This window comes from Elusimicrobiota bacterium (assembly GCA_016722575.1).
Taxonomy (GTDB): Bacteria; Elusimicrobiota; Elusimicrobia; order FEN-1173; family FEN-1173; genus JADKIY01.
Window position 1 is genome coordinate 774,287 of record JADKIY010000002.1, and the last position, 14,988, is coordinate 789,274.

Below are 14,988 nucleotides of genomic sequence, written 5' to 3' on the forward strand. Positions count from 1 at the left end.
CGTCACCGAACGCTTTCCACAAGCCCTTGGACCAACAACGCCCAACCGTCGACCATGACGAACAACAGAAGTTTGAGCGGAAGCGCCACCATGTTGGGCGGGACCATCATCATTCCCAGGGACATCAACACGCTGGAGACTCCCAAATCGATGACCAGAAAGGGGATGAAGAGCAGAAACCCCATTTGAAAAGCCGTCTTGAGTTCACTCAGCACGTAGGCCGTGGTCAAAACGTGAAAGGGCACGTCCGCCTCGGTTTTGGGTTCCAGGCGTGCCATTCGGACCGCCAACGAAAGTTCCCGCCGGCGGGTTTGCTTCAACAGAAACACCCGAAGCGGGGCGGCCCCCTTTTCCAGGGCCTCTTCAAAACCGAGGGTCCCCTTGCGGTAGGGTTGCACCGCGGTGTCGTTGATGGTTTTGAGAGTCGGTCCCATGACGAAAAATGTCAACACCATCGCCAGGCTGATCAACACGTGGTTCGGGGGCGTTTGCTGGAGGCTCAGGGCCTGCCGGGCGAAACCCAGGACGAGGGAGAACCGGAGAAAACAGGTGGTGAGGATCAGGACCGACGGGATCAGGGACAGGAGCGTGAGGACGACGACGGTTTCCATGGCGGACGACAGGCGCTTGGGTTCGCCCAAGGTTCGGAGAAGACCCTCCGCCGGTCCCGCCGCCGCGAGGGCGGGGCCGGCCGCCAGAAGGAGCAGAAGGACCCAGGGAAACCGCTTAACTTTCATGAAAAAAAACGTTCGGAACGTCGACCCGAAGCGCCGGGGTCCGGGAACGGATCGGCGCGGCGTCCGGGGGCTCTTCCCATCGGGCGATGGGATGAACCCCGTTTTCGCCGAACCCGACCAAAAAGCGCCGGGAACCGACGGCCACAAACCCGACGCCGCTTTTGGGACCCAACGGCAGTTTCCCCAGGAGGGCCAACGCCTCGGGGCGGTTTCCCGTCCGGGCCCGCGATCGCCCCAGCCGTTTGGCGGCCACCACGAAACCGACCGTGATCAGCAAAAGCGCCGCAAGACGGAACCACGGGAACGGGGTTTCCGGGACCGGCGGGGTCGAAAGCCAATCGCCCTCCGCCGCGCGGACGGCGGACACCCACCCGCCGATCGCGGCCCACGCCCCTCCTTTCATTTCCCGACTTATCGACACGGTCTTAAGCCGCCGAGGTCTTGGGCGCGGCCACCAGCTCCACCACCCGGACGCCGAAGTCTTCCCCGACGGCCACGATTTCCCCCCGAGCGTAAAGGCGGTCGTTGACCAGCACGTCAATCGGTTCGCCCGCGCTGCGGGACAATTCGATGACCGAACCGGTGCCCAGCCGGAGCAAATCCCCCAGGGACATACGTGTTTCGCCCAACAGCACGCTCACTTTCAAGGGCACGTCCATCAACGGGGCAATGTTCACCGGCAAAGGTTCCACGGGTCCGGCTTTCGGCACCTCCCCCAATTGCACCGGCCGGGCTTCCGGCGCGGCCCCCGGGGTCGAGGGTTCGGGGGGTTTTTCAGAATCCGTCACGTCGCGCTCCTTCCGTTTCCCGCCAAGGCCAGCACGCGCACGGCCAACCGGCCGTTGAACACGCCGGCTTTGGCGTGGAACAAGGGAATCTCACCGATTTTGACGACGGCGCTTTGGTTCACGCTGCCCAAGCGCACGACGTCGCCCACTTCCAAATCCGCCATCTCCCGCACCGGGATGTCCGATTCCACCAAACACACGCGCAGGGGAAGGGACACCCCCTCCGCCCGTTGGCGGAGCACCGGACGCATTTTGGGGTCGGTCCAGAGCGCGTTGGATTCGCCCCGGGCTTTTTCGAGTTCGCCCAAAAAAGGGCGGGCAAAAGAGAGCGGCAGGCCGGCCTCCAGGCGCCCCGTGGTTTCGCCCACGGACCAGTCGAAGGACGTCAACAAATGGGGTTCCCCGGCGGCGTTGGCGAAATGGGCGCCGGCGCCGCCGATCTCGTCGGCGTTAAAGGCGCATTCGCCGAAGGCCTCCCAGAGGGCGTTCCATTCGCTTAAGAAAACACGCAGGGGCCAGACCGCGGACCGCCGCTCGACGTCGGTCAGCGGGGCGCCGGCGGTGTCCGGTCGTCCCGGCCCGCCAAAGGAAACATCGACGAAGGCCCGGGCCCCCTCGGCCGAAAGCCGCAGAAAACCGAACCCGTCGCCGGGGGTCAGGGAAAAAGGGAGAATCGCGGCGTTGTCCTTTTCCCCCGGTCGGCATTGGGCCCAGGACACCGTCGTCAATTCCCGGAAAATCAGGCGCAGGGAAATCCCCAAGCGGTCCGGGAAGATCGAAGCGGATTTTTGGGTGAATTCTTTGTGAATGCGGGCGAGTTGGTCGCGGGTGCCCTTGACGAGGCCTCCGCCTTGCCGCGGGTCAAACCGTGGGAGACCCGCGGGATCGGTCATTGGACGAGGAACTCGGTGAGGTAAACGCTTTTGACGCCCGCGCTGTCGGGCAGGAGCCGATTAAGTCGCTCGCGGATGGAGTCTTTGAGCCGTTCCTTGCCTTCGTCCGTCGCCACGTCCTGGGCCCGGACGTTTCCGAGGATCTCGATCAACGAGTCGTACACCTGGTGGTCCATTTCCTTCAACCGGTCGACGGTCGCGGCGTCGTGGCCTTCCAGCGTGATGGAGACTTTGGCGAACCGGTGGTCGGAGTCGCTGGCCAGGTTGACCACGGTGGTCTTCAGCGGGTAGGCCACGCCCGTTTCGGCGCCGTGGGCCGGCGCCGCTTCGCCGTGGCCGCCCCCGCGTTCCGCCCCCTGACCGCCGCCGTGGGCCGGCCCCGGGGCCGCCGCCGCGGGGATCGGCGCGGCGCCGATGGGCGCCAACGCCCGGGCCACGACGACCCGGGACGCGGCGATGCAAAGAACCCCGGACACGGTCATGAGCAGGACTTCCCCCACCCCTTTGACGATCGTTTCTTTGCTTACCAGCGCCACGACGACCCTCCCGGTGCTACCGTTTTAAATTGACCAACTCTTCCAAGAGCTGATCGGACGCCGTGATCACCCGCGAATTGGCTTGAAAGCCGCGCTGGGTCACGATCATGTCCGTAAATTCCCGGGCGACGTCGACGTTGGACATTTCCAACGTCCCCGAGACGATGAGCCCCCGCCCGTTGATCCCCGCCACGCCGGCCGAAGCCACCCCGGAGTTGGGGGATTCCACGTAGAGATTCCGTCCTTCCCGGAGGAGCCCCGACGGGTTCCGGAAAGAGGCGATGGCCAATTGCCCCAGCGCCACGTTTTTCCCGTTGGAGAACACGCCGGTGACATCGCCGGCCTGGCCGATGGAAAACCCGTTCAAGGTGGAGCTCGCGTAGCCGTCCTGGCTTTTGAGGACCACCGAGGAGGTGCCGGCGAATTGGGTCGTGCCGGCGAAGTCCACCCCGACCGCCAGGGGCGACGCGGCGCCGTTGGTCAAGGGAATCGACACGCTGCCCGTGGGGGTGGTCAATTGGCCGTCGGTGCCGAAATTCAAGACCCCGCTGCCGACCGCGTTGCCGCCGTAGGTGGCGTCCCATTGCCAGGAATTGTTGGCGGTCTTGGTGAACCGGAAATCGACGTTCAAGGCGTTGCCCAGGGAGTCGAAGATTTGGGGCGCGGTGCGGAAACTCGTGGCGTCCAAAGCCTTCTGCGTTTCGGCGAAGGACTGGGACGTCGAAAACGCGGACCGCTGGTCATCGCTGGGGTTCGGTCCCGCGCCGAGAACAATGCCCGTGACGGCCTCCGACGCGCCCGCGGCCCCGGTGATTTGAAGGGCGCCGTTCGCTTGAATGGTCACGTCCTCCCCCAAGGCGGGCGAGGCGGTGAAAAGAGCGTCCCGAAGCGCGTCGCGGTAGTCGGCGTAGGTGGTGGCCCCGGTGATGTCGGCCAGGAGGGCCACGTCGGACAAAATCGCGCCTTTGGCGCTCGCGGACACCAGGGTCACGTCGTCCCCGACCTGCAGGCCCAGGGCCGTGCCCGTCGAATCGTACAAATCCACCATCGCGTCCGTCGCTTGAGCCGACCGGCGCAGGGTGTCGGAATCGCCGGTCAAACCGCCGCCCGCGATGTTGACGGGGAAACGCAGGGCGTTGTTGAACAGCGTGTTCCCGGCCACCGTCATTTGGAGATTCGCCACGTTGTTCGTCCCGTCCGAGGTCACCCGGAGCGACCCGTCGCTTTGCACGGCGACCGTTTCGGTCAAGTCCCCGTCGGGCACGGACCGGAGGGCCGCCTGGAGGGCATTGGCGACGTCGGTCAAGGTGGTTCCGGCGTTCACCGTCAAGGTCGCACCGGCGATCAGCGTGCCGCCCACGCTTCCCGAAATGGCGATCACGTCGCCGGCGTTCAAACCCAGAGTGCCCCCCGTGCTGTTTTTCAAGCCGGTCGCCAGCGTGCCGCCCGCGGCGGCCGCCAACAGCGCGTGGCTGTTTGAAATCGTTCCCTGGGCCACGTTGCCGGTGGCGTTCAGGTTCCCGTTGAAGGTCAGGTGGGTGGTTTGCTGAGCCGGCAAGACGTCGCCCACCGGAATGTTGATGGTGGTCAGCGGCCCCGAATTGTCCACGACGCCGTTGACCGCGTTCCACCCCATGAAATTGAGGCCGTCGGCCGGATTGACCAGGGAGCCGTTCAGCCCCATGACCATGATGCCCGCCCGGGTGTATTTGTTCTGAGCGCCGTCGTTCAAAACGAAGAATCCTTCCCCTTGAATGGACAGGTCGGTGTTTCGCCCGGTGGATTCCAAATTGCCCTGGGTGTTCACGACGTCGACGCTGTGGACCAGGGACCCCAAACCCATTTGAACCGGGTTGGATCCGCCCACCGACTGCGGCGCGGAGGCGTCCCGAATGGTTTGATAGACCAAATCGCTGAAGCTGACGCGGCTGTATTTAAAGCCCACGGTGTTCACGTTCGCCAAGTTGTTTCCAATCACGTTCATTCGGAACTGGTGGTTACGAAGTCCTGAAACTCCTGAGAAGAGAGCCGGCATCATCGGGGGATTCCTCCTAATTTAGAATGCGCTTCGCGGTGTGGCATTGTTCCAAGTTGCAAAAGCCGTGCCGTTGTCAAAGAACGACGGCGCTGTCGATGCGCGTGAACACGTTTTCCTTGAGTCGATCCCGGCTCATGGAGGTGATCACGATTTTTTCTCGAACGTTGGCGATGAAGGCTTTGTCGTCCAAAAGAAGGAGCGCCTCCTTGGCGCCCTTGGCCGCCGCGCGGTCCATGCCGGACTGCAGGCGTTCCCGCTCGCTGTCGTTTAAGGCGATGCCGTCCCGCACGAGACGGTCCTCGGCGTGCTTGGAAAACCGGACGGTCTCCTGTTTTAGGATCGCGTCGAACCCGTCCCGGGGGCCCGTGAAGGAGGGGCGGTCGACGGGGCGTTCACCGACGCGGCCGATCCCGGGGGTCACGCGAGCACCTGAACCAAATTGGCCAGCGCGACGTCGTGGGTGCCGACCCGCAGGCGGAGCGCGTCGCCGTCCCAGCCAAGGCCCGTGACCACGCCCGAAACGGCGGCGCCGCTGTCGTCCACGGCCTGAACCGTGCGGCCCATGAGCGACAATCCCTGATTCCAGGCGTTGGTTTTGGAGAGGGACGTCAGCTGACCGACCATCTGGGCCGACTGTTCCAGCGCCGTGAATTGGGCCAAAGTCGCCACCATCTCTTCCTGGGACGACGGTTTCATGGGGTCCTGATTTTGAAGCTGGGCGGTGAGCAGTTTGAGAAAGTCCGACTTACCAATGTTTCCGAGGCCGCCGTTGTTGGCGGTGTACTGCGTGGGATCCGTGCTGTCGACGCCGGAGGTGGTGGTCATGGGGGTTCTCCTTTTTAAGATGCGCTACGCAACCAAATCGACGAGATATCGGGAGGGCCGTCGGGTCGCCTCCTCCCGCCGCGGGGACGGCGTCCGCGGGTCGGCCGGTGGACGGAAGGGGGACGGGGAACCGTCGGCCGAAGGTCGGCCGCCGGAATCGGGGGACCCGGCGCCCGCGCCCGCCAGGGCCACGCGAACGTCGTCCACCCGCCAACCCAGCTCCCGCAGGGATTGGGTCAGATCTTCGGAACGGTGGGCCAACCCGGTCCGGGCGGCCTCGTTGTCCACTTCGAACCGAACGGTGACGGCGTCGTTGAACGTTTCCACGCGGACCGACACCCGGCCGAATTCCCGGGGATGCAGGGCGATGGTCACATCGCCCTTGCCCTCCCGCCAATGCCAATCTACGCGCTGGACCAACGTGCGCCATTCCACGGGCAGACGCGACGCCGCCGGTCCCGGGCCTGGCGTGGACGGGGGGGCTTTTCCCTCCGCCGGAGCGGCCGGGGGCGCAATCCCCACGTCCGCCGGGGCGTTTATCTCTTTTGAAACAGAAATCTCAAGCGCGGCGGTGTCCTTTGTTTCCGGACGGGAACGATCGTTGGGTCCGAGGGACGGGACAACTTCCCCCCCCCGGTTCGGATTCGAAGGGGAAGCGGTTTCGCGCCCGCCCGCGATCGGGGAGCCGTCCACCGATAAACCGACCGGAACGGCGGCGTGACCATTTTTGGCGGAGTCCGGCGTCGCGCCGGGGGCCGTGGACGCCGGACCGGAGAGGACGGCGCGTTCCTCGGGTTTTTCGGGGATTAACGGAACCGCGAAAGCGGCCTTTTCGGTCGCGGCGTTCACCGGGAGAGCCTTGGCCGGGGGTTCCGACCTCGGAGCGGGGACCCGCCGTTCGATCCCCGGCGTCGATCGTTTCTCAAGCCATGGCCCTGTTTTGGGAATCTCGGAATCTCCGGGAGGATTCGGTTTTCCCGCCATCGGAACGGTTTTTTCCCGCCAAAGAGATTTCGAGGCCGGGGCGGAAATCGAACCCGCGGGGTCCGTCGGGTCCGGAACGGCTTTCGCGTCCGAAGCGACCATCGGGTTCTCGAAACCCCCGAACGCCGACGAAGGGTCCGGGGAAGGAACCACCGATGCGCCATCGATTTCTTTTGAAGCCTCCGGGGCTTCCGGCTCGACTTTTTCCGAGAGAAGAGGCGGCGGGGCGGCCGGCGGGAACGCCAAAAGCGTCCAGGAAATCGCCGGGACATCCTCCGAAGTCGCCTTTTTGCCGGACGGCTCATCCGTTTCGGCCGGTGGGTTCGCCGGGTCGACCGAAAGGGACGGTGAGCGTTCTCCAGTCGGTGTTTCAATGGAGGGAATCAATCGAGCCAGGAGCGCCTCGAACCCCGCCACGTCCAACGGCGCGCCGTTGATCGCCCCCTCGGGAGCGATCGGCGCGAACCCCGGCGTGGGGGAAGGGGCGGCGGGGTCGATTGGATTCACGGGGTTTTCACGCGAAATTCGGCCATGCGCTCGGTCAATCCGGCGGCCCGTTTCGGCGGTAGAAGAGCCAGAACCCGGGCCACGTCGGGCTCCTTCATTTGGGTCAAAAGACCGACGGCCGCCACATCGTCCAATTCCTGAAGCAAATCCGCCGCCTTGCCGGCGGGCATGTTGGCCACCATTTTCCCCATTTTCTTGGCGGCCAATTTTTCCGCTTCCTGCCGCGCCTTAAGAGCCGATTCCACGGTTCGCACCTTTTCGGACAAGGATTGGATTTCCGCTTTCAACCGCAAATCTTCCGCTTCCGTTTCCGTGTGCTTTTTTTCCATGTCGTCCACCCGTCTGCTCCACCGTTCCTGGGACTCGCTCAACCCCACCAAAACGCGGGATTGTGCCGCCAACGTCGTCCCCAACCGCCGATCGTTCCCCCCCCCGCCCGGGACGTCCTTGGGGGCTTCGGGAAGGGCTTCAAGCGACGGCGCTTCTTTTTTCAGCGTTGCAATGTCCGTGCCAAGGCGGGCGGCAAAAGCGGTTTCTTCGGCCTGCCGGGCCGCCGCTTCGGCTTGGTCCCGTTGCACTATTTTTTCTTGGATGCCGACGGTCAAAAAATAGGTCGTGGACAAGGACGTCACGACGGCAGGCCAGAGGAGGGATCGGGCGATCGACACGTCAAACGCCCCGGCGAACCGCCGTGGCCCCGACAAAATCAAAAAAAGACGTTTCGGCCCGGCGTCGCAGGGCTTGATGCTCCAAATGCTTGATGTCGCGCAGCCGTTCCAGGGTTTTGCGTTCCCGGGCCGCGTCGTGGTATTTGCGCAGGCGCGCGGTGAGTTCGGTTTCCAGGAGCCGCAGGTCCGTTCGGCGCAGGGAAACGGCGGTCAGAAGTCGGCCAAGATGATCCAACCGATTTTCCGTCCGCGGCAAATCAAGGTCCCCGGCGAGGGCGGTGGCGGTCACTCGGGACTTTTCGCGCCATTCCTGATCCAAACGCTCCAGGTCCTGCCGGGCCTGAGCCACCCGGCGCTGGCACTGGGACAGCGCTTGCGCCTGCTTTTCCTCCTCCCGAACCCGGAGTTTCAGGATGGTTTCCAGCCGATAGCGAAACTTCTTCATGGTGTCGCCTCCCATCCTTCTCTATGCAAAAAGCGCGCCAAGCTTCTCCCGGGTGGCTGAAAATCCGCATTTTTCGTTCAATTCCTGCTTGAGAAAGGCTTTCACCTTTTCCAAATGGGCCAAAGCGAAATCGATTTTGGCGTCGCTCCCCCGGGCGTAGGCCCCCACCCGAAGCAAATCCTCCGCTTCCCGGTGGGCCGCCAGGACTTCCCGAAGAATGCCCGCCGCCCGTTTTTGGGGGGCCTCCGTCACGTCCACCATGAGGCGGCTCAGACTCTCCAGAACGTCCACGGCCGGGTAGTGGTTCTGGGTGGCCATGCGACGGGACAAGACGACGTGTCCGTCCAAAATGGACCGCAGGGTGTCCGCCACGGGGTCGTCCATGTCGTCGGCCTCCACCAGCACGGTGTAAATGCCGGTCACGCTCCCTTTGGCAAAATTCCCCGCCCGCTCCAGGAGCCGGGGGAGGAAGGAAAACACGGAAGGGGTGTACCCCTTGGTGGTGGGCGGCTCGCCCAAGGCCAGGCCGATTTCACGCCCCGCCATGGCCAAACGGGTGACCGAATCCATCATGAGCAGAACGTCTTTGCCTTGCTCGGCGAAATACTCCGCCACGGCGGTGGCCCCGAGCGCCGCGTGCAGGCGGGCCATGGGCGGCTGGTCCGAGGTCGCCACGACGACCACCGACCGGGCCAACCCCTCGGGCCCGAGGTCTTTCTCAATAAATTCGCGGACTTCCCGGCCCCGCTCCCCCACCAGCGAAATCACGTTCACGTCGGCCTGGGTGCCCCGGGCGATCATGCCCAGCAACGAACTCTTTCCAACGCCGCTGCCGGCGAACAGCCCCAGGCGCTGCCCTTTTCCGCAGGTCATCAGGCCGTCGATGGCCCGGACCCCCGTGGCCAGGGGTTCGGAAATGCGCCGGCGGCTCATGGGGTCCGGCGGGGCGGTGCGGAGCGAGCGCCGCTCCCGCAGAGTCAAGGAACGACCGCCGTCCAGAGGCGCGCCGCGGGCGTCCACCACCCGTCCCAAGAGCGCGTTGCCCACCGGGACCGACACGGGGCCGATCCCGTCCATCCAAAAACTGCCGGGGCCCAGCCCTTCCACGTGCCCCAGGGGCGCCATGACGATGCGGTCGTCTCGAAACCCCACGGCTTCCGCCCAATAGAATCGCTGGCCGGCCTTGTCCCACACCCGGCAGACTTCCCCCAAACTCACGTCCGGCCCGATTCCCTCCAGGAGACCGGCTGTCACCCGGGTTAAACGGCCCACTTCCCGGGCCAGGGACCGGCCTTGAAGCGCTTCGCCGTATTTGGCCCAGTCGATCTCACTCACCGGAACCGCCTTCGGAAAGGGCGCGCAGCGGCCGTTCCACCTCCTCCAACCGCGTGGCCAGCCGGGCGTCGAACCGCGTCGTCGGCGTGTCGATCACGGCGTCGCCCGGTTCCCGGTCGGGGTTTTCCTCGACGGTCACGCCCGGGCGGCGAACGTCGTCCAGGGCCCGAACGGCCTCGGCGTCCCGGGGATGCACCGAGACGACCCGCGGCCCGGCGCCCCCCAATCGCTGAAGCCCTTCCCGCACCCAGGCCGTGGCGATCGCCGCCCGCTCCGCCGATTCGGTTCGACAGATCTTGGCCACGAGGGTCAACACCAGTTGAACGAGCGACGGCTCCTGTTCGGCCAGCCAACGCCGACGTTCCTCCTCGAAGGCCCCCTCGGCCGCCCGCCGGTCCCGGGCGACCCGTTCTTCGAATTCGGCGGTCAACCGTTGCCGGAGGTCTTCCTCCATTTTTTTGAGAACCTCGGGGGGCACGACGGGGGCGGCCGCTTCACGGACGGGCGGCGGCGGTTCCTGGACCCGGAGGGTTCGGGTGGAGACGGCCGGTTTTTTAAAAACCCGGGGGGACATTTAAACGAGCTCCTCCGCCGGGGCGCCGTCGTTTTTGGACGCGGCGACCCGCTGGGGCGTCACTTCGCCCTTTTGAACCAAATCCCGGATGAAGACCGCGATTTTCCGCTGGGCCTCCTCGATGACTTCTTTTTTTTGCGGGGGGGTGTTTTGAATGTCTTCTTTGAGGGCCGCCGACATCCGATCCGACATGTTTTTAAACACTTTCTCGCTGATCTCGGCCGGGCATTTGCGAAGAGCCATTTTCAAATCGACGCCGTTGAGCTTCGGGAGAATTTTTTGCACGTCGCGGTCTTCCAAGCGCGTTAAATCCTCAAAGGTGAAGAGGGCCTCGGCGATCCGCTTCCCGACCACCGGGTCCCGCTGGGTCAGGTCGTCCAAAATTTTTTTGGCGGTTTCGGCCGGCAATTGGGAGATGAGTTCGGCCGTGGCGGCCAATTCCACGGGGTCCAGGGGCGGGGCGGCCCGGCGGCGTTCCTCCAAACGGGCCCGCAACCCGTCCCGCACGCGTTCGGCCATTTCGGGCCGGGGTTTGGCGGCGCGGACCCGGGCGATCATGACTTGGGCCCGCGCGGCGTCGGGCATCGCCGCCAGCAATTTGGCGGCGGTGGCGGGCGGAAGCTCCGCCAGGGCGAAGGCGGCCACGGCCGGCAATTCCCGGGCCATTTCCTCCGCCGCCGCCGCGATTCCCACCGCGTCGATCAAGCCGGTCAAGGACGGGGGCGGGACCGCGGATTCCTTCATGCGGCGAATGATCTCCCCCGAGCGCCGCACGCCGTAGAGCCGGGCCAGGACCCCTTCAATGTTTTCCACGGGCGGGCGGACGGTCGCCGCGCTCAAATGGTCGTTGAATTCTTTCAGAAGTTGAACCCGGGTTTCTTCCGATACGACCGGGGGGTTCATCATTTCCCGGCAAATTTGCTCCACGTCCCCTTCGGCGTAGTTCTTGAGGACTTCCACGCACTGGTCGTCGGGCAAGGCCCGCAACAGCACCGACACCTTTTGAAAAGGCGTCAGGGTCGGAACCGCGAGGGGGGTTTTGTCGGCCACGTCAGGAAGCGTTCGTCAGGAATTGGCGCTGCATGAGCTTGGCCAGGTCCGCCGGATTCTGCCGGGCCGTTTTGAGGATCAGGGCCTCGGCCTCCGCGTGATTAAAGGGTTTTTCCGTTCGAGCCGGCGGCGTTTCCACCGGCGGCGGGGGCGGGGGCGACGCCGCGGCGGGCAGCGGGGCGGGGACCGGAACGGGGCGGGATTCGCCCTTCACCAGACGGAACAGCGCCAGCACGATCAATCCCATCCCGAGCGAGGTTCCCAGGTGCTTGGCCACGTCCACGTACTGGGCCCGCTGGCGGTCGCGGCGCATCTCTTCCTCGTTTAGGCGCCGCTCCTTCATCGTTTCGTCGTTTCGGCTGGTGTCAAAAGGGATGTTGCGTATTTCCAGCTGATCCTCCCGGTCCTCGCTGAACCCCACCGCTTCCTTCACCAGCTGGGCGATGGTTCGCAGTTCTTCTTCCGATCGGGGCTTGTAGACGCGTTCTCCGGGCTTGTTCGGATCCTCCACGAAAGTGCCGTCCACCGCCAGGCTGATGTACATCCGGTTGACGGCCCCGGGGCTGGCGACGATTTCCTTCATTGTGCGCCCCACTTCATAGTTCTTGACGGTCGAGGGCCCCGTCCCGCCGCCCGCCACCGTCTGCTCGCTCCGAACGGGACCGGTGGGGTCGTAACGCTCCGTTTGTTCTTTGATGATTTGCGCGTCCATATCGACCCGGATGCGGACCAAGGAGCGGCCCGCGCCCAGCAATCCATCCACGAGCGACGACGCCTTCTCCTCCAAGTAATGTTCGGCTTCTTTTTGCAATTCCAACAGGTCGTTGCCCTGGGAGAACATGCTGTCGCTGGCCCGCCCCCCGGCGAGCAATCGTCCCTGGGCGTCCACGATCGACACGTTTTCGGGTTTCAGGCCTTTGACCGCGCCGGAAACCAAGTGCACGATGCCCCGGATTTGGTCCTTTTCCAAGGTGGACCCCGGATGGAGCGTCACGACCACCGACGCCCGGGCTCCGTCGGGGGAGTCCAAAAAGGGCGAATCTTCCGGAAAGACCAAGTGGACCCGAGCCGACGACACGTCGCTCAGCGCCGAAATCGTCCGGGCCAGTTCGCCCTGCAGGGCCCGCTGATAGCCGACCCGCTGAACGAAATCGCTGGCCCCGAGGGCCGCTTTATCGAGCAGTTCCAACCCCTGATTGTCGCCTTTGGGCAGGCCCTCCTGGGACATCTTGAGGCGTAGGTCGTAGACCTGCCCGGAGGGCACGCTCACGGTTTGGCCGTTGTTGGACAAGGCGTAGGGAACGCTTTCGTTGCGGAGTTTCTCGACCACGGCGGCGGCGTCTTCGGGGGACAAGCGGGCGTACAGGGGTACCAGGTCGAGTCCGCGCATGGGGAGCGAGAGGCGATGCAGGAAGAGGGACGACACCCCGATCAACGCCACCGCCAGGAATTTCTTCCCCGTGGGCCAGGCCAAAAATGAGTCTTTAAACCGGTTGAGCGATTCCAAGGCGTCCTCCCGTTGCGCGTTGCGTGGGGCGCCCCGGGTCACGGGGCGTCCGCGGCCTCCTCACAGAGGTCCAGCCGCCGAGCGCTTTTAGAGAGGCATGCGCATGATTTCGTTGTATGCGTCCATCACCCGATTGCGGACTTGAACGGTCCACAACAGGGCCAAATGGGCTTCCTCCATTCGAATCATCACGTCGTGGGGGCTTTCGGCCTTGCCCGCCATGAGGGTGTTCACCGATTCTTCCGCCGAACGGGCCGGGGCGTCGGCCCGGGCCAGGGCTTGGCTCAAGGTCGCGGCGAATCCGGAATCCTTTCGGGGCGCGGAAAGGGCGGGTCCGCCGCTCCCCCCCGCCTGGAGGGCGCCGCCGATTTGATCCAGGGGCATCACGCGGGGGCCCCCTCCGAATTCGTCCATTGGGCCTGGGCCAGAACGGCGTCAAAGACCCGTTCGGTCAAAAGCGCCGCGCCGATTTCCTCCCGCCGTTTTTCGAAAGGGATGCGGGCGCGCTCGCGCCACTCGCTGGGAAGGGCCGCGACCTCGCGCTCAAAAGCCTCGGCGGCGTCCGCGGGCGTCACCCGAAGACCCTCCTCCGTCGCGATGCGCGACAACAAAAACGTCAACGTCAGGTTCCGGGCGGCTTCGGCCCGCACCGCGGCGGCGTCGGCGGACGCGGCGGCGCTCCACGGCGCCGACGGGCCCCGAAGCGCGGCCCACAACCGGCGGCATTCCTCCTCCACCAAGGTCGGCGGAAGCTCCACCGGGTGGGTTTCCAGCAACCGGTCCGACATTTGTTTTTCCAGGGAGCGCCGCCGCCGCTCTTCGGCGGCCCGGTCCAAGGCCGCGCGGGCGGCGGCCCGCAACGCCGCCACGTCCGCAAATCCCAGTCGTTTGGCCCAGGCGTTGTCCATCGTCGGCCGAACCCGCTGGCGAATCGCCCGCACCGTCAACGCCACGGCGTGGCTTTTGTTTTTCCCTTCGCCGTCGGAACCGGGGATCGCCACCGCCACTTCCCGGGCGTCCCCCACGCCGGCCCCGGCCAAGGCTTTGCGAACCGCGGGATCGGCCCGGGTCGTTCCCAAATCAATGTCCCAAGGGCCCTGGCCGGCCAACGCCGCTTGAGCCGCGGGCGTTTTGCCCCGCGCTTCCACCGTGACCACCTGGTCCGCGCCGGGCACCACCACGGGGGCGGGCTGCAAATCCGCCGAAGCCCGGCGTTGGTCTTCCAGCAACGACTCCACCGCCTCCCGCTCCACGCGAACCCCGGGGTCCGTCAAACGGAGGCCTTTCCATTCCACGGACGTCAAATCCGGAGCGCATTCCACGGAAATTCGAAAACGCACCCGGGTCTCCTCCAAAGCGACCTCGTCGACCAGGGGGAGGCCCACGGCCTCGATGGCGTGCCGGGCGAGAACGTCGGGCGTCCGATCCTGAAGCAGTTGGCGGAGCCCCTCCTCCCGCGCCTGGGCGCCGAACCGTTGGCGGACTTTGTCCAGGGGCACGCCGCCGCGCCGAAATCCGGGCCAGCGGGTGTTTCGACGGAATTGCTCCAGGGCGGCTTCCTCCGCCCGCTGAAAATCACTCAACGGCAGCTCCGCGTGAAGGACGGCCACGCCGCCCGCCCGGCTTTGAACGCGCGAAATCAATTCGATTTTTTCTCGGCGGAGACCGGCGTCCGATCGCGCGGGGGTCATCGTCCGACCTCCAAGGCTTTCACAAACATGGACTTGGCCACCCCGAAAGCGGCGGCGTTGGCCTCGTACGCCCGGGAGGCCACGGTCAAATCGGCCATTTCCTGGACCGGATTCACGTTGGGAAGGGCCAGAAATCCCCGGGCGTTGGCGTCCGGATGGGCGGGATTAAAAACTTGAGGAAACGGGGCCGGGTCGTTGGCGACGGTCGCCACTTTGACTCCCAGGGGGTCCGCCGTCCCGGCGGTTCGCAGGGCTTCGGCGAAGACCACGGCTTTTCGCCGGTAGGGTCCGCCCGTCGGCGTCCGGGTCGTGTTGGCGTTGGCGATGTTCATCGCCGCCGTTTCCATCCATTTACGATGGGCCGTCAGGCCCGAACCGCTGATGTCCAAACCGTCGAAAACGCCCATCGC

The 14,988-nt window shown here is 65.2% G+C and carries 18 protein-coding genes; all 18 read right to left on the minus strand.

The annotated features are described in order from the left end of the window. Positions 1-2: 2 nt before the first annotated feature. The 18 genes from fliP to flgC all read right to left on the minus strand — a co-directional run bounded on the left by fliP (position 3) and on the right by flgC (position 14,985). Positions 3-737 carry a flagellar type III secretion system pore protein FliP gene (gene fliP, locus IPP68_07070; GenBank protein MBL0350117.1) on the minus strand — a complete coding sequence of 245 codons (735 nt, stop codon included), beginning with the start codon at positions 735-737 and terminating at the stop codon, positions 3-5. Further along, complete coding sequence (locus tag IPP68_07075; protein MBL0350118.1) at positions 727-1,140, minus strand: flagellar biosynthetic protein FliO; 414 nt, start codon at positions 1,138-1,140, stop codon at positions 727-729. Before IPP68_07075 ends, fliP begins: the two co-directional genes overlap by 11 nt. A gap of 22 nt (positions 1,141-1,162) precedes the next feature. Continuing rightward, positions 1,163-1,525, minus strand: coding sequence for a flagellar motor switch protein FliN (gene fliN / locus IPP68_07080; protein ID MBL0350119.1), 363 nt, complete (start codon positions 1,523-1,525; stop codon positions 1,163-1,165). Beyond that, entirely contained in the window at positions 1,522-2,418 is an 897-nt protein-coding gene (locus IPP68_07085; GenBank protein ID MBL0350120.1) for a FliM/FliN family flagellar motor switch protein, read from the minus strand. Before IPP68_07085 ends, fliN begins: the two co-directional genes overlap by 4 nt. Next, positions 2,415-2,954, minus strand: a complete 540-nt coding sequence (locus tag IPP68_07090) for a flagellar basal body-associated FliL family protein (GenBank protein MBL0350121.1) — start codon at positions 2,952-2,954, stop codon at positions 2,415-2,417. The genes IPP68_07085 and IPP68_07090 overlap by 4 nt, the downstream gene beginning before the upstream one ends. A 16-nt stretch (positions 2,955-2,970) precedes the next feature. Further along, entirely contained in the window at positions 2,971-4,992 is a 2,022-nt protein-coding gene (locus IPP68_07095; GenBank protein MBL0350122.1) for a flagellar hook-basal body complex protein, read from the minus strand. Positions 4,993-5,065: 73 nt separating this feature from the next. Continuing rightward, on the minus strand, positions 5,066-5,413 hold the full coding sequence (locus tag IPP68_07100) for a flagellar biosynthesis protein (GenBank protein MBL0350123.1): 348 nt from the start codon (positions 5,411-5,413) through the stop codon (positions 5,066-5,068). After that, the gene (locus IPP68_07105) at positions 5,410-5,817 is read right to left on the minus strand and encodes a hypothetical protein (protein MBL0350124.1); all 408 of its coding nucleotides are present in this window, start codon (positions 5,815-5,817) and stop codon (positions 5,410-5,412) included. Before IPP68_07105 ends, IPP68_07100 begins: the two co-directional genes overlap by 4 nt. A 24-nt stretch (positions 5,818-5,841) precedes the next feature. Continuing rightward, positions 5,842-7,308 (minus strand): flagellar hook-length control protein FliK, encoded by a 1,467-nt coding sequence (locus IPP68_07110; protein MBL0350125.1) that lies wholly within the window; start codon positions 7,306-7,308, stop codon positions 5,842-5,844. Continuing rightward, complete coding sequence (locus IPP68_07115; GenBank protein MBL0350126.1) at positions 7,305-7,976, minus strand: hypothetical protein; 672 nt, start codon at positions 7,974-7,976, stop codon at positions 7,305-7,307. Before IPP68_07115 ends, IPP68_07110 begins: the two co-directional genes overlap by 4 nt. A gap of 1 nt (position 7,977) precedes the next feature. Then, complete coding sequence (locus tag IPP68_07120; GenBank protein MBL0350127.1) at positions 7,978-8,421, minus strand: flagellar FliJ family protein; 444 nt, start codon at positions 8,419-8,421, stop codon at positions 7,978-7,980. 21 nt (positions 8,422-8,442) lie between these two features. Next, positions 8,443-9,756, minus strand: a complete 1,314-nt coding sequence (locus tag IPP68_07125) for a FliI/YscN family ATPase (GenBank protein ID MBL0350128.1) — start codon at positions 9,754-9,756, stop codon at positions 8,443-8,445. Continuing rightward, a complete protein-coding gene (locus tag IPP68_07130) occupies positions 9,749-10,330 on the minus strand; it encodes a hypothetical protein (GenBank protein MBL0350129.1) in 582 nt (193 codons plus the stop codon). Before IPP68_07130 ends, IPP68_07125 begins: the two co-directional genes overlap by 8 nt. Continuing rightward, positions 10,331-11,380, minus strand: coding sequence for a hypothetical protein (locus tag IPP68_07135; protein ID MBL0350130.1), 1,050 nt, complete (start codon positions 11,378-11,380; stop codon positions 10,331-10,333). A 1-nt stretch (position 11,381) separates the two neighbouring features. Continuing rightward, positions 11,382-12,929, minus strand: coding sequence for a flagellar M-ring protein FliF (gene fliF / locus IPP68_07140; protein MBL0350131.1), 1,548 nt, complete (start codon positions 12,927-12,929; stop codon positions 11,382-11,384). Between the two features lie 45 nt (positions 12,930-12,974). Next, the gene (locus tag IPP68_07145) at positions 12,975-13,274 is read right to left on the minus strand and encodes a flagellar hook-basal body complex protein FliE (protein MBL0350132.1); all 300 of its coding nucleotides are present in this window, start codon (positions 13,272-13,274) and stop codon (positions 12,975-12,977) included. Next, entirely contained in the window at positions 13,271-14,578 is a 1,308-nt protein-coding gene (locus IPP68_07150; protein ID MBL0350133.1) for a hypothetical protein, read from the minus strand. The genes IPP68_07145 and IPP68_07150 overlap by 4 nt, the downstream gene beginning before the upstream one ends. Further along, positions 14,575-14,985, minus strand: a complete 411-nt coding sequence (gene flgC / locus IPP68_07155; GenBank protein MBL0350134.1) for a flagellar basal body rod protein FlgC — start codon at positions 14,983-14,985, stop codon at positions 14,575-14,577. The genes IPP68_07150 and flgC overlap by 4 nt, the downstream gene beginning before the upstream one ends. Positions 14,986-14,988: the final 3 nt, after the last annotated feature.

Bases quoted from the DNA above. Each gene is read 5' to 3' on its own strand.
- IPP68_07120 (MBL0350127.1), bottom strand. From the start codon at position 8,421: ATGAAGAAGTTTCGCTATCGGCTGGAAACCATCCTGAAACTCCGGGTT.
- flgC (MBL0350134.1), bottom strand. From the start codon at position 14,985: ATGGGCGTTTTCGACGGTTTGGACATCAGCGGTTCGGGCCTGACGGCC.
- IPP68_07095 (MBL0350122.1), bottom strand. From the start codon at position 4,992: ATGATGCCGGCTCTCTTCTCAGGAGTTTCAGGACTTCGTAACCACCAG.
- IPP68_07085 (MBL0350120.1), bottom strand. From the start codon at position 2,418: ATGACCGATCCCGCGGGTCTCCCACGGTTTGACCCGCGGCAAGGCGGA.
- IPP68_07105 (MBL0350124.1), bottom strand. From the start codon at position 5,817: ATGACCACCACCTCCGGCGTCGACAGCACGGATCCCACGCAGTACACC.
- IPP68_07075 (MBL0350118.1), bottom strand. From the start codon at position 1,140: ATGAAAGGAGGGGCGTGGGCCGCGATCGGCGGGTGGGTGTCCGCCGTC.
- fliP (MBL0350117.1), bottom strand. From the start codon at position 737: ATGAAAGTTAAGCGGTTTCCCTGGGTCCTTCTGCTCCTTCTGGCGGCC.
- IPP68_07150 (MBL0350133.1), bottom strand. From the start codon at position 14,578: ATGACCCCCGCGCGATCGGACGCCGGTCTCCGCCGAGAAAAAATCGAA.
- IPP68_07130 (MBL0350129.1), bottom strand. From the start codon at position 10,330: ATGTCCCCCCGGGTTTTTAAAAAACCGGCCGTCTCCACCCGAACCCTC.